The 20,811-nt window shown below is 64.1% G+C and carries 20 protein-coding genes; 11 read left to right on the forward strand and 9 right to left on the reverse strand.

Annotated elements, in window-relative coordinates; genetic code table 11:
* Positions 1 to 281: 281 nt before the first annotated feature.
* The 4 genes from rplT to hisN all read right to left on the reverse strand — a co-directional run bounded on the left by rplT (position 282) and on the right by hisN (position 2,176).
* Positions 282 to 647 carry a 50S ribosomal protein L20 gene (gene rplT, locus SC1_RS20505; RefSeq protein WP_062186479.1) on the reverse strand — a complete coding sequence of 122 codons (366 nt, stop codon included), beginning with the start codon at positions 645 to 647 and terminating at the stop codon, positions 282 to 284.
* Positions 648 to 660: 13 nt separating this feature from the next.
* Positions 661 to 864: a 50S ribosomal protein L35 gene (gene rpmI, locus SC1_RS20510; RefSeq protein ID WP_062186481.1), complete on the reverse strand. Its 204-nt coding sequence runs from the start codon at positions 862 to 864 to the stop codon at positions 661 to 663.
* Between the two features lie 147 nt (positions 865 to 1,011).
* Complete coding sequence (locus SC1_RS20515) at positions 1,012 to 1,362, reverse strand: GFA family protein (RefSeq protein WP_062186484.1); 351 nt, start codon at positions 1,360 to 1,362, stop codon at positions 1,012 to 1,014.
* Positions 1,363 to 1,393: 31 nt separating this feature from the next.
* Positions 1,394 to 2,176, reverse strand: coding sequence for a histidinol-phosphatase (hisN, locus tag SC1_RS20520; RefSeq protein WP_062186486.1), 783 nt, complete (start codon positions 2,174 to 2,176; stop codon positions 1,394 to 1,396).
* A 115-nt stretch (positions 2,177 to 2,291) separates the two neighbouring features.
* Here hisN and SC1_RS20525 point away from each other — a divergent pair, with 115 nt between their 5' ends.
* Positions 2,292 to 2,834, forward strand: coding sequence for a TetR/AcrR family transcriptional regulator (locus tag SC1_RS20525; RefSeq protein ID WP_062186488.1), 543 nt, complete (start codon positions 2,292 to 2,294; stop codon positions 2,832 to 2,834).
* 27 nt (positions 2,835 to 2,861) lie between these two features.
* On the opposite strand, the gene SC1_RS20530 is transcribed toward SC1_RS20525, so the two are convergent.
* Both SC1_RS20530 and SC1_RS20535 read right to left on the reverse strand, forming a co-directional pair.
* Complete coding sequence (locus SC1_RS20530; protein ID WP_062186490.1) at positions 2,862 to 3,797, reverse strand: ribose-phosphate pyrophosphokinase; 936 nt, start codon at positions 3,795 to 3,797, stop codon at positions 2,862 to 2,864.
* A 72-nt stretch (positions 3,798 to 3,869) separates the two neighbouring features.
* Positions 3,870 to 4,652: a LytTR family DNA-binding domain-containing protein gene (locus tag SC1_RS20535; RefSeq protein ID WP_193749236.1), complete on the reverse strand. Its 783-nt coding sequence runs from the start codon at positions 4,650 to 4,652 to the stop codon at positions 3,870 to 3,872.
* A gap of 130 nt (positions 4,653 to 4,782) precedes the next feature.
* On the opposite strand from SC1_RS20535, the gene SC1_RS20540 reads away from it, so the two are divergent.
* The 6 genes from SC1_RS20540 (at position 4,783) to rpmG (ending at position 10,026) form a co-directional block, all read left to right on the forward strand.
* Complete coding sequence (locus SC1_RS20540; RefSeq protein ID WP_193749237.1) at positions 4,783 to 5,268, forward strand: DUF2306 domain-containing protein; 486 nt, start codon at positions 4,783 to 4,785, stop codon at positions 5,266 to 5,268.
* Between the two features lie 32 nt (positions 5,269 to 5,300).
* Entirely contained in the window at positions 5,301 to 6,974 is a 1,674-nt protein-coding gene (locus tag SC1_RS20545) for an NAD+ synthase (protein ID WP_062186497.1), read from the forward strand.
* Between the two features lie 18 nt (positions 6,975 to 6,992).
* A complete protein-coding gene (locus tag SC1_RS20550; RefSeq protein WP_062186499.1) occupies positions 6,993 to 7,409 on the forward strand; it encodes a DoxX family protein in 417 nt (138 codons plus the stop codon).
* A gap of 39 nt (positions 7,410 to 7,448) precedes the next feature.
* Positions 7,449 to 8,759: a glutamate--tRNA ligase gene (gene gltX, locus SC1_RS20555; RefSeq protein WP_062186501.1), complete on the forward strand. Its 1,311-nt coding sequence runs from the start codon at positions 7,449 to 7,451 to the stop codon at positions 8,757 to 8,759.
* Positions 8,760 to 8,901: 142 nt separating this feature from the next.
* Entirely contained in the window at positions 8,902 to 9,639 is a 738-nt protein-coding gene (locus SC1_RS20560; protein WP_062186503.1) for an energy transducer TonB, read from the forward strand.
* A 219-nt stretch (positions 9,640 to 9,858) separates the two neighbouring features.
* A complete protein-coding gene (rpmG, locus tag SC1_RS20565) occupies positions 9,859 to 10,026 on the forward strand; it encodes a 50S ribosomal protein L33 (protein ID WP_037515700.1) in 168 nt (55 codons plus the stop codon).
* Between the two features lie 506 nt (positions 10,027 to 10,532).
* Here rpmG and SC1_RS20570 read toward each other — a convergent pair.
* Together SC1_RS20570 and SC1_RS20575 are read right to left on the reverse strand one after the other, a co-directional pair.
* A complete protein-coding gene (locus tag SC1_RS20570) occupies positions 10,533 to 11,633 on the reverse strand; it encodes an alpha/beta fold hydrolase (protein ID WP_062186505.1) in 1,101 nt (366 codons plus the stop codon).
* A 51-nt stretch (positions 11,634 to 11,684) separates the two neighbouring features.
* Entirely contained in the window at positions 11,685 to 12,911 is a 1,227-nt protein-coding gene (locus SC1_RS20575) for a hypothetical protein (protein WP_152682501.1), read from the reverse strand.
* A 101-nt stretch (positions 12,912 to 13,012) separates the two neighbouring features.
* Between SC1_RS20575 and SC1_RS20580 the strand changes: the two genes are divergently transcribed.
* Both SC1_RS20580 and SC1_RS20585 read left to right on the forward strand, forming a co-directional pair.
* A complete protein-coding gene (locus tag SC1_RS20580) occupies positions 13,013 to 15,304 on the forward strand; it encodes a DPP IV N-terminal domain-containing protein (protein ID WP_202966832.1) in 2,292 nt (763 codons plus the stop codon).
* Between the two features lie 17 nt (positions 15,305 to 15,321).
* On the forward strand, positions 15,322 to 15,780 hold the full coding sequence (locus SC1_RS20585) for a heme-binding protein (RefSeq protein WP_062186509.1): 459 nt from the start codon (positions 15,322 to 15,324) through the stop codon (positions 15,778 to 15,780).
* Positions 15,781 to 15,787: 7 nt separating this feature from the next.
* On the opposite strand, the gene SC1_RS20590 is transcribed toward SC1_RS20585, so the two are convergent.
* The gene (locus SC1_RS20590) at positions 15,788 to 17,755 is read right to left on the reverse strand and encodes a S9 family peptidase (protein ID WP_062186511.1); all 1,968 of its coding nucleotides are present in this window, start codon (positions 17,753 to 17,755) and stop codon (positions 15,788 to 15,790) included.
* A 412-nt stretch (positions 17,756 to 18,167) separates the two neighbouring features.
* Between SC1_RS20590 and SC1_RS20595 the strand changes: the two genes are divergently transcribed.
* Both SC1_RS20595 and SC1_RS20600 read left to right on the forward strand, forming a co-directional pair.
* Positions 18,168 to 19,937, forward strand: a complete 1,770-nt coding sequence (locus SC1_RS20595) for a tetratricopeptide repeat protein (protein WP_062186513.1) — start codon at positions 18,168 to 18,170, stop codon at positions 19,935 to 19,937.
* 106 nt (positions 19,938 to 20,043) lie between these two features.
* A complete protein-coding gene (locus SC1_RS20600) occupies positions 20,044 to 20,808 on the forward strand; it encodes an SDR family NAD(P)-dependent oxidoreductase (protein WP_062186515.1) in 765 nt (254 codons plus the stop codon).
* Positions 20,809 to 20,811: the final 3 nt, after the last annotated feature.

Below are 20,811 nucleotides of genomic sequence, written 5' to 3' on the forward strand. Positions count from 1 at the left end.
CCGATAATGTAGGAAAGGCCTTTTTGGAGGCGATGTTTGTTTTGGAGTGGGGAGCGGACATCCCGTCCCCCACTTCCGTCATCCCGGGCTTGATCCGGGATCCCGCTTTTTGACGCGCTCACTGACTTCGGCCTCAAGCGGGACCCCGGGTCAAGCCCGGGGTGACGAGGATGTGGAGGGCCGCTTCCGGTCGTTAGCCGTCACTCCAAATCACGTCGGGCAACGAAAAAGGGCGGCCCCATTGGGACCGCCCTTGTTTCGTTTCGCTTTGGTCGAAAGCGTCAGGCTGCCTTGGGCAGCGCCGCCTTCGCCTGCGCGATGATCGTGGTGAACACGCCACCTTCGTTCATCGCGAGGTCGGCCATGACCTTGCGGTCGAGTTCGATCCCGGCCAGCTTCACGCCGTGCATGAACTGCGAATAGGTGAGGCCTTCGGCGCGGACCGCGGCGTTGATGCGCTGGATCCACAGACCGCGGAAGCTCCGCTTCTTAACCTTGCGGTCGCGATAGGCATACTGGCCGGCCTTTTCGACCGCCTGCTTGGCGACGCGGATCGTATTCTTGCGACGGCCATAATAGCCCTTCGCCTGTTCCAAAACCCGCTTATGCTTGGCACGCGTGGTCGTGCCGCGTTTGATGCGTGACATCGTCTAGCGCTCCTTACTTCAGGCCGTAGGGCGCCCAGAGGCGCACATGAGCCGCGTCCGAATCGCTGAGCACGCTGGTGCCGCGGTTGGTACGGATATATTTCGCATTGTGGCTGCTCAGGCGGTGACGCTTGCCGGCGACGCCGTGCTTCACCTTGCCCGAGGCGGTGAATTTGAAGCGTTTCTTCACACCGCTCTTGGTCTTCATCTTGGGCATTTTGGTCTCCTTTTGAAGTCCGTTTGCGTATCGGCCTGGCAGCCCTTTCAGCCAGCCGACACAATCGGAAGGCGGGCGCTTAGGGGTATTCGCCCCGAAATGCAAGCGATTCGGCGGAGTTTATCCATGGCCCCGCAACCTGCGCGATCAAAAACTTGCGCCGTCGACCTTGTGAATGGTGAGCGCGTCGAGATCGGCGTCGGGAACGCAGCGCAGGTTCACCGCCGCCATCTTCTCGCCCGACGGGCCGGTGCCGACCGAAAAACCCTGACATCCGCAATCGGTACAGAACTGATGGTCGATATTATGTTTGTTGAACCGATAGGATTCGAGCTTGTCGCTCCCGCCCGTCAGCCGGAACTGGTCGATCGGAACGAACGCGAGCAGAAAGCCCTTGCGCCGACAGTGGGAGCAGTTGCAGCTCATCGCCGTATCGGGAATATCGCCCTCGACCGAATAGGTCACCGCGCCGCAATGGCAGCTCCCTTCAAATGCCATGTCCGTTCCTCTCCTCGTCATTGTGGTGGGATCAATGGTGGCAGGCGAGCCCCTCGATCACATCCTCGAGCCGCGCGGGATCCCCCAATGCAATGACATGGCCCGAACTGTCGACGCTCAGCGGGTCGCCGTTCCAGTCGCACATCGTTCCGCCCGCGCCCTCGACGATCGGGGCGAGTGCGGCAAAGTCGTGGAGCTTCAACCCCGCCTCGACGACAAGGTCGATGTGACCGCTCGCCAGCAGGCCGTAATTATAGCAGTCGCCACCGAAGACCATGCGCTTGTGCGAAGTCTTTGCGGCGAGCGCCATAAAATGCTCGCCGTCATGGTCGCTGAAATATTGCGGGCCGGTCGTTGCGAGCACTGCGTCGGCGAGGCTGCGACAGCTACGCGTGCGCGCGGGCGCGCCGTTGAAGAGGGTCGGCTGCCCCAGCGCGCCGACCCAGCGTTCGCCGGCGATCGGCTGGTCGATGATCCCGAGGATGGGCCAGCCATCCTGAAGCAGCGCGATCAGCGTGCCGAAGATCGGGCGTCCCGCCATGAAACTGACGGTGCCGTCGATCGGGTCGAGTACCCATTGGCGCGATGCATCGGCGCGCTCGGCACCATATTCCTCACCGATGATCCCGTCGCGCGGCGCCTCCGCATCGAGCAGGCGGCGCATCGCGGCTTCGGCGGCGCGGTCGGCTTCGGTCACGGGCGAGGCATCGGCCTTCGCTTCATGCGCGAAGGCGGAGCGGAAGAGCGGACGGATCGCTTCGCCGGCGGCGTCGGCGAGGCGGTTGGCGAGAGTGAGGTCAGATGTGATCGACATGGCCCTGCGCTAGCCCAGCTCGGTCCGCGCCGCCAGTCCGCGCGACGCCGCAGGCTCGCTCAAAGCCCAATTTTATAGATTTTACAATATTCGTATAAACTGTAAAATCGAGACTATGCCGGGTGATTTTCCTCTCGATCCGATTGTCGCGACGATCGCGCGCTATGGTTTGCGCAAGACGTCGATGGAGGATGTCGCAGCCGCGCTCGGCGTGTCGCGTCAGGCACTGTATAATCGTCACGGATCGAAGGGCGCGCTGGTGGACCGGGCGACGCAGAGCCTGATCGACAGCTCGCTGGCTGCCGCGCTCGCCAGCATCGATCAGCCCGCGCGGACGCTCGTCGAGCGGTTGACCGGTGCGCTCGACGCATGGGCGGGGCGGCATATGGATGCGCTGCACGCTTCGCCGCATGGCGCCGAAGTCGTCGCGATGCTCCGGCGCGAGCCTTCCGAGGCGGTGCGTGTGGCCGAGCGCCGACTTGTCGCGGCGATGGCGGAGGCGATCCGCTTCAGCGGGCCGGGGTCGGCGGTGTCGCGCGCCGGCAGCATGGCGCAGTCGCTATGCTGGACGGCACGCGGGCTGGTCCATGCCGTGCCCGATCATGCGACCTTTCGGCGGCAGCTCGATCATATCGTCAGCGCGCTCGTCGCGCGCTGAGCCGGCCGGTACCGCTTTTGGTAACGATCAGTCGAAGAGCGAGGAGACGCTCGACTCGTCGGCGATGCGCTTGATCGCTTCGCCGAGCAGCGGCGCAACGGTAAGCGCGCGAACCTTGCTGCTGTCATTGACTGCATCGGTCGGCTGGATCGAGTCGGTGATGACGAGTTCGGTGAGCTCGCTCGCATCGACGCGGGCAACCGCGCCGCCCGACAGTACGCCGTGGGTGCAATAGGCTACGACGCCCTCGGCGCCCGCAGCCTTCAACGCGGCGGCGGCGTTGCACAGCGTACCCGCCGAATCGACGATATCGTCGATGAGGATGCAGAAGCGGCCCTTCACGTCGCCGATGATGTTCATCACTTCCGATTCGCCGGCGCGTTCACGGCGCTTGTCGACGATCGCCAGCGGCGCGTTGTCGAGCCGCTTCGCGAGCGCGCGGGCGCGAACCACGCCGCCGACGTCGGGCGACACGACCATCAGATTCTTGCCGCCGAAGCGCGCCTGAATGTCGGCGCTCATCACAGGTGCGGCATAAAGATTGTCGGTCGGAATGTCGAAGAAGCCCTGGATCTGCCCCGCGTGCAGATCGATCGCGAGTACGCGGTCGGCGCCCGAGGTGGTGATCAGATTCGCAACGAGCTTTGCCGAGATCGGCGTGCGCGGGCCGGGCTTCCGGTCCTGGCGCGCATAGCCGAAATAGGGAACGACCGCCGTGATGCGCTTCGCCGAGGCGCGGCGCAGCGCATCGTTGATGATGAGCAGCTCCATCAGATTGTCGTTCGCCGGGAAGTTCGTCGGCTGAACGACGAACACGTCCTGACCGCGGACATTCTCATGGATTTCGACGAAGACTTCCTCGTCGGCGAAGCGGCGCACGCTCGTATCGGTGAGCGGCAATTCCAGATAGTCCGCGATCGCACGGGCCAGCGGCAGGTTGCTGTTGCCGGAGATAAGTTTCATGGGGTGCAAGGCCCTTTCGCGCGGGTGGGATTGCGCGCCCCCTTAGCTAGCGCGGGCCAATAGGGGAAGGGGTTAAAGCCATCCCGCCGCGCGCAAGTGCGGCATCATGTCGCGCGCGACCGGCGCCTCGTGCCCCGAGCGGAGCGTGATCACCGCGGTACGGCCGTCGCGGCGCACCGCTTTGATGGCGTCCTTCGCGACCCACCAGCTACGGTGGATGCGCAGGCCATCGCGTTCGCCAAGGCGCCCGATCGCGTCGCGCATCCGCATCAGGACAAGCTCCTCGCGCCCCTCACCGATGATGCGGACATAATGATCCTCGCCCTTCAGCGCGAGCACCGGACCGAAGCCGGGCGGCAGCGGGAGCGTGGGGACAGCAGCGGCAGGGGCAGAGGCAGGGGCGGGCGATGACGGTACGGGGTCGGGCGTAGCCGCGCTCGGACCGGCGCGGCCGAAGACTGCGGCCATCACCGCCGACGCCACGACCGCGATGACGACGATATAGAGATACATCGTCCAGAAACCGCGCCAGCGCAGCACGTGGGCAAAGGACAGGTGCGTCACCATCATCGTGACGATCAGCGTGAGCGGCACGCTGGCGACGACGAGCGCCAGCAGCTTGCCGGCAAAATGCGGCAGCCCCGTCGCCTCGCACAGCCAACCCGCGACGACATTTGTCGGGCGAAAAAGCAGATAGCCCGCGAGCAGCCAGATCACCCAGACCAGCATCCGCTGTGCCGGCGGAGCGCCGAAGGTCCCGAAGGGACCTAGCAGGCCGACGAGCAGGCCGAGCGCGACCATCACCAATATTTCGATCGTCAGCCGCTTCGCCATGCCGCGCCTTGTGCGTGCCATTTCACGAAGCGTCAATTGGCGAACCGCCCTGTTTCGCGAAGAAATCCGCCGCTTTTGCGAAGGGGCGGTTGCCCGCGAACGGCGGCCGGGCAGGGAGGAGGCATCGATTGCCAGCCAACAGGATTTTGCCATGACCGCCGTTCCCGCCAGCCCCATTCGCCGGATCGCCTTGATGGCGCTCCTTGTCCTCGGCGCAATCGTCGCAGCGGTGCTCGCCCGTTCCTATATCGGCACGTCGGACTATCGCACGCCGGCATGGGCGATCCAACTGCATCTCGCGACGGTCGTCCCGGCACTGCCGCTCGGCGCCTGGTTGCTGTGGCGGCCGCGCAAGGGCGACGCGGCGCACCGGATCGGCGGCCGCATCTGGGTGCTGCTGATGATCGTCACCGCGATCGACAGCTTCTGGATCCGCACGATCACCGGCGGCATCGGCCCGATCCATATCTTTTCGGCGGTGACGATCATCCAGCTCCCGCGCGCGATCTGGTTCGCGAAAACCGGGCAGATCGAGCGTCACCAACGGATCATGCGCGGCGTCTTTTTCGGGCTGATCGCGGCGGGCTTTTTCGCCATGGCCCCCGGCCGCACGCTGTGGGCGCTTCTCTTCGGTTGAACGGACGGGGCGGTTGGGCCTAAACCGCGCGCATGACACAAGAACTGACCATCGTCCTTTCGCAAATGACCCAGTCGGTAGGCGACCTTGCCGCCAATGCGCAGGCGATGCGCGAAGTGCGCGCGCGGCACCCGGATGCCGACCTGATCCTCTATCCCGAATTCCAGTTGATCGGCTATCCGCCCGAGGATCTGGTGCTGAAGCCCGCGCTTGCTGCGCGCGCGGCAAAGCTGCTTGAAGAGTTGGCGGCCGAAACTGCCGACGGCGGCCCCGCGATGCTCGTCGGTTCGGTCGAGCGCACGAAGGACGAGAATGGCGGCGACGCGCTCTATAATATCGTCGCCTTGCTCGACGGCGGCCGGATCGTCGCGACGCGGCGGAAGCACGAGCTCCCCAATTACGGCACCTTCGACGAGAAGCGCATCTTCGTCCCCGGCCCGCTGCCCGACATCGTCGAATGGCGCGGGGTAAAGCTCGGTCTGCCGATCTGCGAGGATGGCTGGTTGCCGAAGGTTTGCAGGCATCTTGCCGCCCAGGGTGCCGAGCTGCTGATCTCAGTCAACGGCAGCCCCTATGAGATCGACAAGGACGAACGCCGCCTGACGCAGGTCTTCGCGAGCCGCGTCGCCGAGACGAAACGCCCCGTCATCTTTCTCAACCGCGTCGGCGGGCAGGATGAGATCGTTTTCGACGGCTGTTCGTTCGTGCTCAACGGCGATGGGACGACGGCGCACCGGCTGACCGACTGGGAAGCCGAGGAACGCGTGACGCGCTGGACGAAGGGCGCGAACGGCTGGGCCTGCGATACCGGCGCGATTGCCGAATGGGAGGCGCATCCGGCCGATATATACAGCGCGATGATCCTGTCCCTGCGCGACTATGTCGAACGCAACCGCTTCCCCGGCGTCGTGCTCGGGCTTTCGGGCGGGATCGATTCGGCAATCTGCGCCGCGATCGCCGCCGATGCATTGGGCCCTGACAAGGTGTGGTGCGTGATGCTGCCGAGCCGCTTTACGAGTCAGGAAAGCCTCGACGATGCCGCGGGCTGCGCCGCGATGATCGGGTGCAGGCTCGACACGATTCCGATCGTCCCCGCGGTGGAAGCGTTCGACCAGATGCTCGCCGGGAGCTTTGCCGACAGGGACGTCGACATCACCGAGGAGAATGTTCAGTCGCGCATTCGCGGCGTGACGTTGATGGCGCTCAGCAACAAATTCGGGCCGATGCTGCTGACGACGGGGAACAAAAGCGAGATGAGCGTTGGCTATGCGACCATCTATGGCGACATGGCGGGCGGCTATAATCCGCTGAAGGACGCCTATAAGATGACGGTCTTCGCGCTCGCCGCGTGGCGTAACGAGAATGTTCCGCGCCTGTCGCGCAACCCGGTGACCCCGGTGATGCCCGCGAATATCGTCACCAAGCCGCCGAGCGCCGAATTGCGTCCCGACCAGAAGGACGAAGACAGCCTGCCTCCTTATGTGGATCTCGACCGAATGCTCCACATGCTCGTTGAAGAAGAAGCGAGCGTCGACGACGTCGTCGCGCGTTACGGTTTCGACCGCGATGCCGTGGTGCGGATCGAACGGCTGCTGATGCTGGCCGAATATAAGCGGCGTCAGGCGCCGCCGGGGGTCAAATTGTCGACGCGCAATTTCGGGCGCGATCGGCGCTATCCGATAACGCACGGATTCCGGACGGGATAGAATAGAGGGGAGAGGGGAATGCGATTGTCGGGACCGAAGGCGCCGCCTGTGCGGGCGGAGCAAGTGCTCGAAATTCTGCGCGTGACTGTCGCGGTCCTGATCCTGATCCACGGCGTCTATCGTCTCGCTGCCGGGCTCGTCGCGCCCTTCGGCATCTGGCTGGATAGCCTGGGATTTCCTTATGGTTATGGCTGGGCGATGGCGGTGACGCTCTATGAAATTGTCGGCCCCATATTGATCCTGGCGCGGCGCTGGACGAGCCTCGCCGCACTTGGCCACGCCGCGATCCTGACACTCGGCATGATCCTCGTCCATTTTCCCGCGGGCTGGTTCGTCGTCGGCGGCGGGCGCAACGGGATGGAATATAGCGTCATCCTGATCATATCGCTGCTCGCCATTGCCTGGGCCTATTGGCCGGTGCGGCGCAGCGCATAGCTATCGCCGCGGCATCAAATGCGGCTATAGGCGCCGCCCATGACCGTCACGACCCGCTTCGCCCCTTCGCCGACCGGCACGCTCCATGTCGGCAATGTCCGCACCGCGCTCCACAACTGGCTGTGGGCAAGGAAGCATGGCGGGCGTTTTCTGCTGCGCGTCGACGACACCGACCTCGAACGGTCGAAAGAGGAATATGTCGACGGCATTCGCGCCGATCTTGCCTGGCTCGGCTTCGATATCGACGGCGAAGAGCGGCAGTCGGCGCGCTTCGCGCTGTACGAAGCCGAGTTCGACAAATTGAAGGCGGCGGGCCGCGTCTATGCCTGTTACGAGACGCCCGAAGAGCTCGATATCCGGCGCAAGGTGCTATTGTCGCGCGGACTTCCTCCCGTGTACGAGCGCAAGCCCGAGGGGGCGCCGGTGCCCGAGGGTGTACAGCCGCATTGGCGTTTCAAGCTCGACCATGACGCCGCGATCGAGTGGACCGATATGGTCCGCGGCCCGCAGCATTTTGAGCCGAAGACGATGTCCGACCCCGTCGTGCGCCGTGCCGACGGCAGTTGGCTCTATCTGTTGCCGAGCGTGATCGACGATATCGCGATGGGCATCACGCATGTCGTGCGCGGCGAGGATCATGTGTCGAACACTGCGACGCAGATCCAGATGTTCGCCGCGCTCGGCGCGAACCCGCCCGAATTTGCGCATGAGGCGCTGCTCGTCGGCACCGAAGGCAAATTGTCGAAACGGCTCGGCTCGCTCGGCATGGCCAGTTTGCGTGAGAGTGGGATCGAACCGATCGCCCTCGCCGCCTTGCTCGCGCGGCTTGGGACGAGCGATCCGGTCGAACCCGTGACGAGCCTGGCGCCGCTGATCGAAAGCATCGACTTCGCACGCTTTGGCCGCGCGCCCGCGCGCTTCGATGAAGCCGAACTCGCGCTACTCAACCAGAAAATCCTGCACCATACCGATTATGCGGCCGTCGCGCCGCGCTTGCCGCTCGCCATCGGCGAAGCGCGCTGGAACGCGATTCGCCCGAACCTGATGACGGTCGCAGAGGCAGCCGACTGGGTGGGGGTGTTCGACGGCCCGCTTGCTCCGCCGCCAGCGGAAGCGAGCGACCGCGAGGTGCTCGCCGCCGCCGCCGCCGCCGCGCCGAATGTCGACTGGTCCACCGATCCCTGGCACGCGCTCACCGGCGCGGTGAAGGAGGCGACCGGGGCAAAGGGACGCGCGCTGTTCCTGCCGCTGCGCCGCGCGCTGACTGGCCGCGATCACGGCCCCGATATGGCCGAGCTGCTGCCGCTGATCGACAAGGATCAGGCGGTGGCCCGCTTTTCCGCCGTCTGACCGCGTATTTCATGGCTTAGGGTCATGTTTACCGATCTGCTTGACATGAGACGTAATGTTATAATATCACGTTGATCTGACCTGGCCGATAGCAACGGTCGGAACGCGGCAGGGCCGGGTCGTACAGGCAAGGAGAGATGCCATGACCCTGATACCACTGATTTCGGCGATTATGACTGCGCCCGAAGCGACCACCGCGCCCGCCGGGACTGCGGTGCCGCTGCCGCGTAACAGCTATGGAAGCGATCGTGGCCGCCACCCGGTCGCTGCGCTGTTCGCGGTGGCGTTGCCTGCGGCGCTGGTCGCGGCAGTGGCCCTGTCGCCGATGATCATCATCGATGAGCCGTCGACCGCCACGCCGCCGTGGAAGTCGATCACGCTGCCCAAGCCCAAACCGCCCGAGCCGCAGCCCGACGCCAAACCCCAGGCCCAGCAGCCGCAAGAACAGTTTACGGCGCCGCGGACCCCTCTACCGCCGATCGCTCAGGATCCGCCCGTCGGCCGGATCGACGAGCCCTATGTTCCGCCGGCCGGCACCGGAACGGGAACGACCTTGCCCCAGGTCATCGATCCGCCCGCGCAGCCCCCAAAGCTGGTGCTCGCGCGGCTCGACGAGCGCTATGCGGGCCTTTTCCAGCCCGATTATCCCGCACGCGCGCAGCGCGAGGGGATCGAGGGCGTCGCGGTCGTCCGTGTGCTGATCGGCACCGATGGCAGGGTGAAGGCGGTCGAGCTGGTCAGCACCGACGATCCGGCGTTTTTCGAGGCGACGAAACGGCGGGCGCTTACCAAATGGCGCTTCAAGGCGGCGACGCGTGGCGGGGTTCCTGAGGAAAGCTGGAAGGAAATGCGCGTCCGGTTCGAGATCAAAAACGCCTAGGGTCTTCATTCCGACCCCTCCAGGGCGGGCGGTTTTGTGCCGCCCGCCCGTTCCTTTCGCTTGACAGAAAGGCCGAATCCCGTCAAAGGCGCCCGGATATTGAAGGGCGGTGCGGCATCGCGCGGCCCTTTCATGTTTTTCACACCAACGTCGGGGCCCTAGTCCCGCCGCATCCATCGGGCCTCCGGCGGATGTGCAGTTATTTCGAGGAACAGGGCCATGGCCAAGCCGACGACCGTCAAGATCAAGCTGGTGAGCACCGCTGACACGGGCTTTTTCTATGTCACGAAAAAGAACCCGCGCACGATGACCGAAAAAATGTCGGTGCGTAAATATGATCCGCGTGTCCGCAAGCACGTCGAGTTCAAGGAAGCCAAGATCAAGTAATGCATTTTCCCGTGCGGCATTGCCGCGCGGTTTGAAAATGCATCATCCTCGCGCAGGCGGGGATCGAGGGGCGGCTGCGAGCCGCCCTTTTTCGTGCCCGCATAATGGCTGGTTTGGGGTGGGAAGTTGCCCTTTGTGCACCCCGGCGAAAGCCGGGGCCCAGTGCGGAAAGGCAGCGTTGGAATTCTGGGCCCCGGCTTTCGCCGGGGTGCACATCCCTATCGCCAACTCCCGCTCGTTACCCACCGTTCGTCATCCCGGGCTTGACCCGGGATCCCGCTTTTTGAGGCACCGGATAGCTTCGACCGAAAGCGGGACCCCGGATCAAGTCCGGGGTGACGAAAAAGGATTGGTCGGCAACCGGTCGTTTCCCATTTGCGCACCCCGGCGAAGGCCGGGGCCCAGGGCTTCAGAGAGCCGACCTCTGCTCGTTGCGCTCTGGACCCCGGCCTTCGCCGGGGCACACACCTGCAACGGCAGCAATAGGTCGAAAAGCCGTTTTTGCTCTAGCGGCTGCTGCGCGCGATGAGGTCGATCAGGTCGGCCTTCCACTGGACCGCCCATGTGTGCGTGCCGTGGCCGCGCGTCTCGTCGCTTTCGGCGATCAGGCGGAATCGCGCGTTGGGCATCCTTTTCACCGCTTGCTCGGGATAGGGCAGATTGCGCGGGTTGATGAAGTCGTCTGCCGAGTTGATCCACGTCATCGGCGCGGTGATCTTCTCGAGCCCCGGCCATGGATTGTACGTCCGCGACGATTCGAACTGATAGATCATGTCGTTGGCGTCGCGGCTCGCGATGTCGCGCTCAACCCGCTCGCGCGCATAGGCGGCGGCGGCATCGCGCGTCGGATAATTTTTCTGGAGGTTGAGCGGCGCGCCGCCCGCGATCACCGACAGCGACGCCGCGGTGCGCAGCCCCAGTACCGGCTGGCTCTTATACTCGCCGCCCATCCACGCGGGGTCGGCCTTGATTCCGTCGACCAGCAACTGGCGCCACATGCGATTCTGACCCGCGATCTCGACCGGCTGGCACGCCATCGGCATCAATGCCTGCGCAAAGTCGGGATAGGTCTCGCCCCAGATGAAGCCGTGCATGCACCCCATCGAGGTGCCCATGATCAGGCGCAGCTTCTTGATGCCGAGCCCTTCGGTGAGCATCCGGTGCTGCAGTTCGACCATGTCGTCATAGTCATATTGCGGGAATTTCATCCTAAGACCGTCCGAAGGTTTGGATGAAGCGCCATGGCCGACATTGTCGGGCAGGATGATATAATAGCGTTTGATGTCGAGCGGCTGGCCCGGCCCGTACAGCTCGTCGGCAAACTGCGGCTGGAGGAATTGCTTGCCGCTGCCGCCGGTGCCGTGGAGGACCATCACGGCATTGTCGATCTCGCCGTTCGCACCCCGATGCGGCGTGCCCAGCGTGCTGTAGTGCAACCGGACCGCAGGCATGATCTCACCCGAGCGGAATTTGAAATTGCGGATGGTGACGTCGCCTTCCTTCGTCACCCACTTGCTCGCCGGTGCCGCAACAGGGGCCGGGGCGGGCGCTGCGGCCGGGGCCGTGGCGGACTGCATGGCGAGCAACGCGAAGGTCAGGAAGCTCATCGGTGTCTCCTCTAATATGGGATGCCGCGGTGCCGTGCCGCCCCGCAGCCGTCAAGACGGCCGGCGCCGCGCGGTGATGATCACGTCGATCTCGTCGGCGCGCGGGTTGATATATTCGAGCCGCGTGCGCCGGTCGTCGGTCTGTTTGATCGTCGCGGGGATCGAGCTGTTGGTGAGCACCCAGCCCGCGGGCAGCACGACGGTGTTGAGCGGCCGCCCGAACGAGCGGTGCCACACGAGTTCGTCGCCGGACACGCCATAGCGTTCGGGGTCGGTATAGGTTTCGGAAAAGCGCAGCCGCGCGCTCTCGCCCTTTTTCACCGGGTCGAAGTGGAACACCACCGCCTCGGTATCGGCGGTCACGCCCTGTTCGCCGGGGCTCGCCTTCAAGATCGCCTCGCCCTTCAGCATTTCCCAACGTAGCGGTGCGCCGCTGTCGAGGTTGCGCGCCGACGGTTTCGACGCGCTGCTGCCGGGGCGGACGATGTTCACATAGGTGCCGACCCCCGGCCGCGTTTCGGTATAGTCGTGATAGAGGTCGAAGCTGTGCGTTTCGGGCGGCTGAAGGAAATAGGTGACCTCGCGGCTCTGGTACGCGCGCTCGACGAGCGGCGCCTTGACGCTCGACGGCGCGGCTTTGAGGCCGGGCGAGGGCCGCGCCTTGATCAGCAGCGGCGCCTCGGCCGGCGTGTTGTTCCAGAAGGCGATCTTGATCCGCCCGTCGGCTTCCTGCAGCACCTGCGCCGGATAGTTGCACGAGAGCAGCTCGTAGCCTGCGGGCAGGATCACCGAATTGCGCTTGTTGCCGAGCGGCCGGTCGAAGACGATGACATCGCCCTCGCTGTAATAGCTTTTCGCATCGGCATAGGTCTTGTCGATCAGCACGCGGCCCTCGCCGCCGTCGGCGGCGACCGGGCGGGCGAGCTTCACCTCGATATATTCACCGTCGGGTTTGGCACCGCGGACGCCGCCCGCCTTTGCGACGCCGCCCGGAACGACGCTGAACGGCAGCGGTTTGCCCGTCGCGCGATCGGTGACGCTCTCGTCGGTTGCGACACTCCCGGGACGAATTGGGTTGTAATAAGCGGTCGCGCCCGGCGAGCTCGCGGTGATTTCATAGATAATGCGGAATTTGTGGCTGCCCGGAGCGAGCAGCTCATAGCGCGTATAGGCATCGGTTTCGGTTTGCGGGGCGGGCGCCGGCGCCGCAGGCTGTGCGTGCAGCGGAACCGCTATCGCCAAGGTCATCGCCATCATCGCCCATCTGGAATGCGCCATCATCGTCTCCCTGGGATTGCCCTTGGCCAGCAACGCTAAACCGCTCTTGCATCGTATACTAAATACAATAAACTCGTCCGCGTCAATCGGCGGGAGGGATCATGAGGTTCGGGAACATCATGCTGGCGTTTGCGCTGGTCGCGACACCGGCGGCAGCGCAAATAAGCGAAGCCGATATCGACCGCTCGCTGGCCTTGCGCGAAAGCTGGATCGGCCTGACCGAGAATGTCGCCTTTGCCGGCCACTGGACCGCCGACGGGCGTGGCTATGCCTATCGCAAGACGGTGCCCGGGGGCTTCGCTTTCGTCACCTATGACGCGAAGTCGGGAAAGAAGCGGCCGAGCTTCGACCAGCAGCGCCTCGCGTCGGCGCTCGGCAAGGCGACGGGGGAAAGCTACGCGGCGTTGCGCCTGCCGTTCGAAAGCTTCGCTTTCTTGCCCGACGGCAAGGCAATCAAATTCTCGCTGCACGACGATAGCTGGCAATGCAGCCTCGCCGACTATGTCTGCGCCGAGACCCCACGCGTGGGTCAGCCGCGTGCCTTCGGCGTCGTACGCGACCTTGCGGTCCCCGCCGACAACAGCCCGCGCCGCTCGCCCGACGGCAAGTGGGAGGCGCATGTCGAAAATTTCAACATCGCGGTGCGCCCGATCGGCGGCGCGTGGAAACGGATCAGCACCGACGGTTCCGACGCCAATTTCTACGATCCCGAATCGATCGTCTGGTCACCCGATTCGGCGAAGCTCGCGGCGTACCGCGTCCGACCCGGCTTTCGCCGGATCGTCACCCGCATCCTCTCGACCCCCGCCGATCAGGTGCAGCCGCGTGTGATGGAACAGCTCTATCCGAAGCCCGGTGACGCGGTCGACATCGACCAGCCGGCCTTGTTCGATGTCGCAGCGGGGCGGCAGCTTTCGGTGCCGGGCGAACTGTTCGCCAATCCTTATGACATGACGAAACTCGAATGGCGGAAGGACAGCGCCAGCGTCAGTTTCGTTTACGAGCAGCGCGGCCACCAACTCGCGCGCGTCGTGTCGATCGATGCGGTCACGGGGGCGCCCCACGCCGCGGTAACCGAAGAGGCGAAGAGCTTCATCAACCAGGGGCGCCGCTTCCGTTACGACCTCGATAACGGACGCGAAGTCATCTGGATGTCCGAACGCGACGGGTGGAACCATCTCTATCTTTTTGACGGCGCCACCGGCGCGGTGAAAACGCAGGTCACAAAGGGTGCGTGGGTCGTCCGCGATGTCGTCAAAGTCGATGAGGCGAAACGGCAGATATATTTCACCGCGAGCGGAATGAACGCGGGCGAAGACCCCTATTTCCAGCATTTTTACCGGATCGATTTCGACGGCAGCAAGCTGACCCCATTGACCAGCGCCAATGCCTATCATGACATTGCCTTGTCGCCCGACATGAGCCTGTACGTCGACACCTATTCACGCGTCGACCTGCCGCCCGTCGCCGAACTGCGTCGCACGCGCGACGGCAGCCTCGTCGCGGCGCTTGAGCGCGCCGATATCTCAAAACTGCTCGCGGCGGGTTTCAAGGCGCCCGAACCCTTCGTCGCGAAAGGCCGCGACGGGCAGACCGACATTTACGGCCTGATCGTCCGCCCGCGCGATTTCGATCCGGCGAAGCGCTATCCGGTGATCGAGAATATCTATGCCGGCCCGCATTCGAGCTTCGTGCCCAAGACATGGTGGCCGTTCGGCTATCATTCGGGGGGCGACAAGGTCGTCGGGATGCAGTCGCTCGCCGACCTTGGCTTCATCGTCGTCCAGATCGACGGCATGGGTACGCTCAATCGCTCGAAGGCGTTCCATGATGTCGCCTGGAAGAATATCGGCGATGCGGGCTTTCCCGATCGCATCCTCTGGCACAAGGCGGTCGCGGCGCAAAATCCCGCTTACGACATCTCGCGCGTCGGTCTCTATGGCGGATCGGCGGGCGGGCAGAACACATTGTCGGGCCTGTTGTTCTATCCCGAATTCTATAAGGTCGGGGTCGCCTTTGCGGGCTGTTTCGACAACCGCATGGACAAGATCAGCTGGAACGAACAGTGGATGGGCTGGCCGGTCGATGCCAGCTATTCGGCCTCGTCGGGCGTCGACAACGCCTGGCGGCTCAAGGGCAAGCCGTTGATGATCGTCGGCGAGCAGGATGAGAATGTCGACCCCGCGTCGACGATGCAGGTGGTGAGCGCGCTGGTGAAGTCCAACAAGGTCTTCGACCTGCTCGTCGTCCCGGGCGGGGGCCATGCGGTCGGCCGCTCGACCGGCCCGGTCGATTACGGCCAGCGCAAGCAATTCGATTTCTTCCTGAACAATCTGGCCGGGCAGGAAACCCCCGACTGGAACGCCCGCGCCGCCGCGCCGCCCGCGCCGTGAAAAATGGAGAAATGCCAATGATCCGCGCGACCCTCGCCACCGCTATCGCCGCCTTCATTCTGCCGATGTCCCCCGTCAGCGCCGAACTGAAGCGCGACCGCAGGATCGATGCCGCCGACGCGCAGACGATCACCGACACCTGCCTCGCGCTCGCCGCGAAATCGGGGTGGAAGGTGCATGTCGCGGTGCTGAGCGAATATGGCGACCTCATTCGTTTCGTCGGCATGGACGGTGCGACGCGCACCAGCGGCGTTCTTGCGCAGGGCAAGGCGCGCACCGTCTTCCGCACCGGGCGCAGCAGCCGCGAGGTCGCGAAGATGGACCCGTCCGCGCAAAATGCCTTTGATGCCGTGGCGATCGGCGGCGGCGTTCCGGTGATCGTCGACGGCCGGATGATCGGTGTCGCCGCTGCGAGCGGCGCGCTGCCCGAGCAGGACGAGGCCTGCGTCGCCGCGGGGATCGAAGCTGCAATGTAGTATCGGCTCAGTCGGCCGGATTATGCTTTGCGAGGAAGGTTTCGATCGACGTCAGTAATGTCATGCGATCGGCCTGACGTGTGAAATAATGGTCGGCAAGCGGCACCGATACGAACTCGACCGACTTGCCGGCCTTCGTCATCGCCCCATACATGCGCGACGACTGGCCGTGATCGACGGTGACGTCCTTCTTGCCGTGGATCAGCAGCAGCGGGGTCTTGATCCGGGCAATCGCATTGATCGGCGACACTGCGGCGAAATCGGGGGTCATCTTCTGCCACTGGCTTCGATAGAGGCGTTCGCGCATCAGCCCACCGAAATCATTGACCTCGCGGCGCAGATTGGCGACGCCGTTGATCGAAATCGCGCAGCGATACAGGTCGGGATCCTTGGCGATCCCCCACATCGCGGCATAGCCGCCATAAGAGCCGCCGACGATGCAGACCCGTTTCGGGTCGGCGATGCCTTCCTTAACCGCCCATTGCACGCCGTCGGTGACATCGTCCTGCATCGCAAAGCCCAACTGGCCCTGCCCCGCCTTTTCGAATGCAGCGCCATAACCGGTCGATCCACGGAAATTGGGCTGGAGTACCGCATAACCGCGTTCGGCGAGGAACTGCGCCCAATAGTCATAGCTTAGCTCGTCATGCCCCCAGGGGCCTCCGTGCGGCATGACGATGAAGGGCAAATTCTTGTCGCGCCGACCGCGCGGCATCGTCAGCACGCCCTCGATCTCCAGCCCGTCGCGCGCCTTGTACTGGACCATCCGCCCACGCGACAGGCGCTTGCCGCCGATCGTGTCGTTCATCGCCGCCAGTTTGGACAGATCGCCCCTCGCCGCGTCGAAATAAAAGAGCAGGCCCGGATTGTCGGGCGTGCTGAACCGCACCAGCATCTTGCTTTGATCGGCGCTCAGGCTTTCGATCCGGACCTTCGATTGCGGCGATGCTTCCTCGAGCGACTTTTGATGCGCGGCAATCGCGGGGTCGATCCAGCGGAGCGGTGCCTCGCGGTCATTTGTCCTGACACCGAGCAGCTTCGACCCGTTCGATCCCAGCACGACACTTTCGACATCGGCCTTGTCGGCGGCATAGACCGTCCGCACATCCTTCCCGGTCGAAATGTCGACTTCGACGACCGCCGACCGGCCGTCCTCGATCTCCTTGATGACGAAGCCGTTGTTGCTGCCGGGGACGAAATGGAAGGGAACGGTCAACTCCTCTTCCGCGCTAAGCTTTGCGCGATCGATCACGCGCAACGACCCCTCGCCGTGCGGGCGGAACAACAGCGTCGATTGCGTGTCCGAATCGCGATAGCCGATGCCGAAACGCACCTGGCCCAGATGGTCGGCGCCCCAGTCCCCGATATTCGTGCGCGGCCTTTCGACGACCCGCTTGCGCGCCGTGGTGACATCGACGCGATAGACCGTCGGCCAGAAACCGGGATCTTCGCCATAAATCGAACTCTGCGCCGCGACCAGGATTTCGGTGCTGCCATCAGCGGGGATCCAGAGGACATCGGACGCATTCTGCCCACCGATGTCCCAGAGCAATTTGGTGATCTTTCCCGTGGCCCGGTTGATGCCGATCACGCGCGAGATGTACCAGCGATCGGCCTCGACCGGCATCAACGCATAGAGCCCCACGACGATATTGTCGTTTCCGACCCAGCGGATCCATGCGACCTGCGTCTGGTCTGGTACGGTGATGCCGACGGCTTTTGACCGGTCGCCCAAGAGGGGCATCATCATGATGCGCTGTTCGCCCCCGCTGCCGAACAGTCCCGCGATATGGGTGCCGTCGGGCGACAGGTCGACATCTTCGACAAAGGGAAGCTCGGCAAAGGCGCTGGTCGGTAGCGGAGTGAAAGCGGGCGTGGCCGGCGGGGTCTTCGGATCCGCCGCAGCGAGCGCGCCCGACGAAAAAAGAAGCAGCGCCGCCGCCAGAATATAGGCGCCCCGCGACGCTCGCGTCATGTCCCGCTTTTGCGGATATCCAAGCCCCAAAACATCCTCCCCCCGAAAGACGAACAGCAATATTGTCGGCCGATACTTTCTCCATGCGCGAAAAAAAATCAAATGTTACGGGTTACGTAGCCGTGTCCTTATGCGTGCGTACCGACTGGAGCGCATGAATCGACCCTCTTGGCCGCGTAGTCCGATTGACGCCGCGAAAGAAACTTTGACGACGCGCTGGAAACGCTTTGCGGTTCAATCAGATCTACCATCGGCGCGCGGCCGCCGAAGCAAGAAATTTTGACCGACATGCAGCAGACTTTCTTGATATATTAGTCAATTAGATGCGCCGCAGATTCGGTTTTGGTACGCATTGTTTTCATGATATTTTGCAGCTGCTGTTTCTGATCACCTTCGGGGAAGGGGGATTGTGATGCCGGGCCCATTCAAATTCGCAGTCATTGCAGGGATCGGCTTTTCCCTGACGAGTTTCACGCCGCTGCCCGCTTTTTCGAACGCCGCATTGGAAGCGCTCGATCCCACCCGTCTTGCGACCCTGTTTTGCGGCGCGCGGCGCCCGGGTTCGTCGCTGGCGCAAAATCTGTTGGTTGCGTCGGCGTTCGCGGCGCCCGCCAGCGAAGGCAGGCCGATACCGCTCTTTCCGGATCTGGCCACTTCGCGCTTTCCCGTCACGACGGACACGGACCAGGCCCGGCGTTATTTCAGCCAAGGGCTGCTCCTGACCTATGGCTTCAACCATGCGGGTGCGGTGCGTTCTTTTCGTGAGGCGCAGCGGCTCGACCGCGATTGCGCGATATGCTGGTGGGGCGAGGCTGTCGCCCTTGGTCCGAATATCAACGCGCCGATGGACGAGCGCGACCGCGACGCCGCGCTGGGCGCGATGGATCGCGCGATGGCGCTACGAAGCTCTGCCACGCCGATGGAGCGGGCGCTGATCGAAGCCGTCGCCAAACGATATTCGCGCGATCCCGCGAGCGACCGCGCCGCGCTCGACGCGAACTATGCCGACGCGATGCTCGATGTCGCGCGCCGCTTTCCCGCCGATGACGATGTCGCGGTGCTCGCTGCCGAAGCGGTGATGGACACCAGCCCCTGGAATTATTGGGAGAGCGACAAGAAAACATCGGTCGGCCGGAGCGGCGAAGCCGTGCGGCTTGTCGAAACGGTGCTGAACCGCAACCCCGCCCATGTGCAGGCGAACCATCTCTACATCCATCTTATGGAAGCGAGCGACCCGCAACGTGCAGAGGCGGCCGCCGACCGGCTGGCGAGCCCGGCGGCGCCCAGCGCGGCCCATCTCGTTCATATGCCGGGCCATATCTTCCAGCTACGCGGGCGTCATGCGGACTCGATTCGCGTCAACGTCGCGGCCGCGCGCGCCGACGAGGAATATATCCGCAGCGCCGGCGACAACGGGCTCGTGCGCTACGGCTATTATCCGCACAATATCCATTTCATCGTGACCTCGGCGCAGATGGCGGGCGATATGCGCACCGCGATTCGCGAGGCACAGCGGCTTAGAACCGTCCTCGATCCAGCAACCTCGGCGCAGATCGCGTGGATTCAGTCGATCGATGCGGCGCCCTATTTTGCGATGGCCCAATTTGCCGACCCGAAAGCCATTTTGGCGATGCCGGCCCCTGATCCGCGCCTCGCTTATCCTACTGCGATGCGGCATTTCGCGCGAAGCATTGCCTATGCCGGGCTTCGCAACCGTAAAGCGTTCGACCGCGAACTCGCGGCGATGGCAAAGATACGGGCGTCGGATGCGATGAACGCCATGATCGAACAGGGCGTACCGGCGGGGGATCTGGTGTCGCTCGCCGAATTCGTCGCGCGCGGGCGCTTCGCGAGCGCGATGGGCCGTACCGACGAAGCGATCGGCTTCTACCGGCAGGCGATCGCGATCGAGGCCGGGCTTCCCTATCAGGAACCATCTTATTGGTATTATCCGGTGAAGCAGTCGCTGGGTTCGGCACTTTTCCGCGCGCGGCGCTATGGCGAGGCCAGCGAGGCTTTTCGCGCCGCGCTGGCGCAGACGCCGAATAATGGCTGGGCGCTCTACGGACTCGGCCGCAGCGAGGCCGCCCAAGGGAACAGGCTGGAAGCGGCCGCCGCAGACAAGGCCTTGTCGAAAGCGTGGATCGGCGACAAGGCTTGGCTCCGTATGGACCGCCTATAAGTTGCGCCCCCGCGGAGCCGGCCGACCCTGCCGCTCCCATTTTTGCTGATGTCCCGCCGCCGGCCGGCACGATACTCTCCCCTCAAAATAGCGAGAGGAGGATGCGATGGACCTGGGTCTGGCCGGTAAGAAGGTGATCATCAACGGCGGTGCGCACGGGTTGGGGCTTGCCTCGCTCAAGATTTTCGCGGCCGAGGGCGCCGATGTCGCCTTTTTCTCGCGCGACGCCGACAAGGTTGCCGCGGCGGTCGCGGCGATCGACGCCGCGGGGCCGGGCAAGGTGCTGGGCGAACAGTTCGACATGACGGACAATCCCGACGGCTATCGCGCCTGGCTCGAAAAAGCGCGCGACACGCTCGGCGGGTGCGACATTTTCATCCACACCGCCAGCTCTTCGGGGCAGGGGGCGACCGGCGACTGGCAGCGCGGGCTCGACATGGACATCATGGGCGCGGTTCACGGCGTCGAAGTGCTGACCGAAGCGCTTGCGGCGTCGGGGTCAGGATCGATCATCTTCATGTCGTCGACTGCGGCGGTCGAGACCTTCATCGTGCCGCAGGCGTTCAATGCGCTGAAGGCCGCGCTCATCACCTATGGATCGCAGTTGAGCCAGGCGCTCGCGGCGCAGAATATCCGCGTCAATATCGTGTCGCCCGGCGCCATCTATTATCCGGGCGGCAATTGGGAGGTCATCAAATCGGCGGTCCCGGCGCTGTATGACGCAACGCTGGCGCAAATGCCGATGGGCCGCTTTGGTGAGGCGGAGGAAGTCGCGAAGGGCATCGTCTTCATGGCGTCGCCCGCCTGTCCTTATATGACCGGGGCGCACCTTGTCATCGATGGCGGCTTCACCAAGCGCGTTCAGTTCTAGGCC

This window comes from Sphingopyxis sp. C-1 (assembly GCF_001047015.1).
In the GTDB taxonomy this organism is placed as follows: domain Bacteria; phylum Pseudomonadota; class Alphaproteobacteria; order Sphingomonadales; family Sphingomonadaceae; genus Sphingopyxis.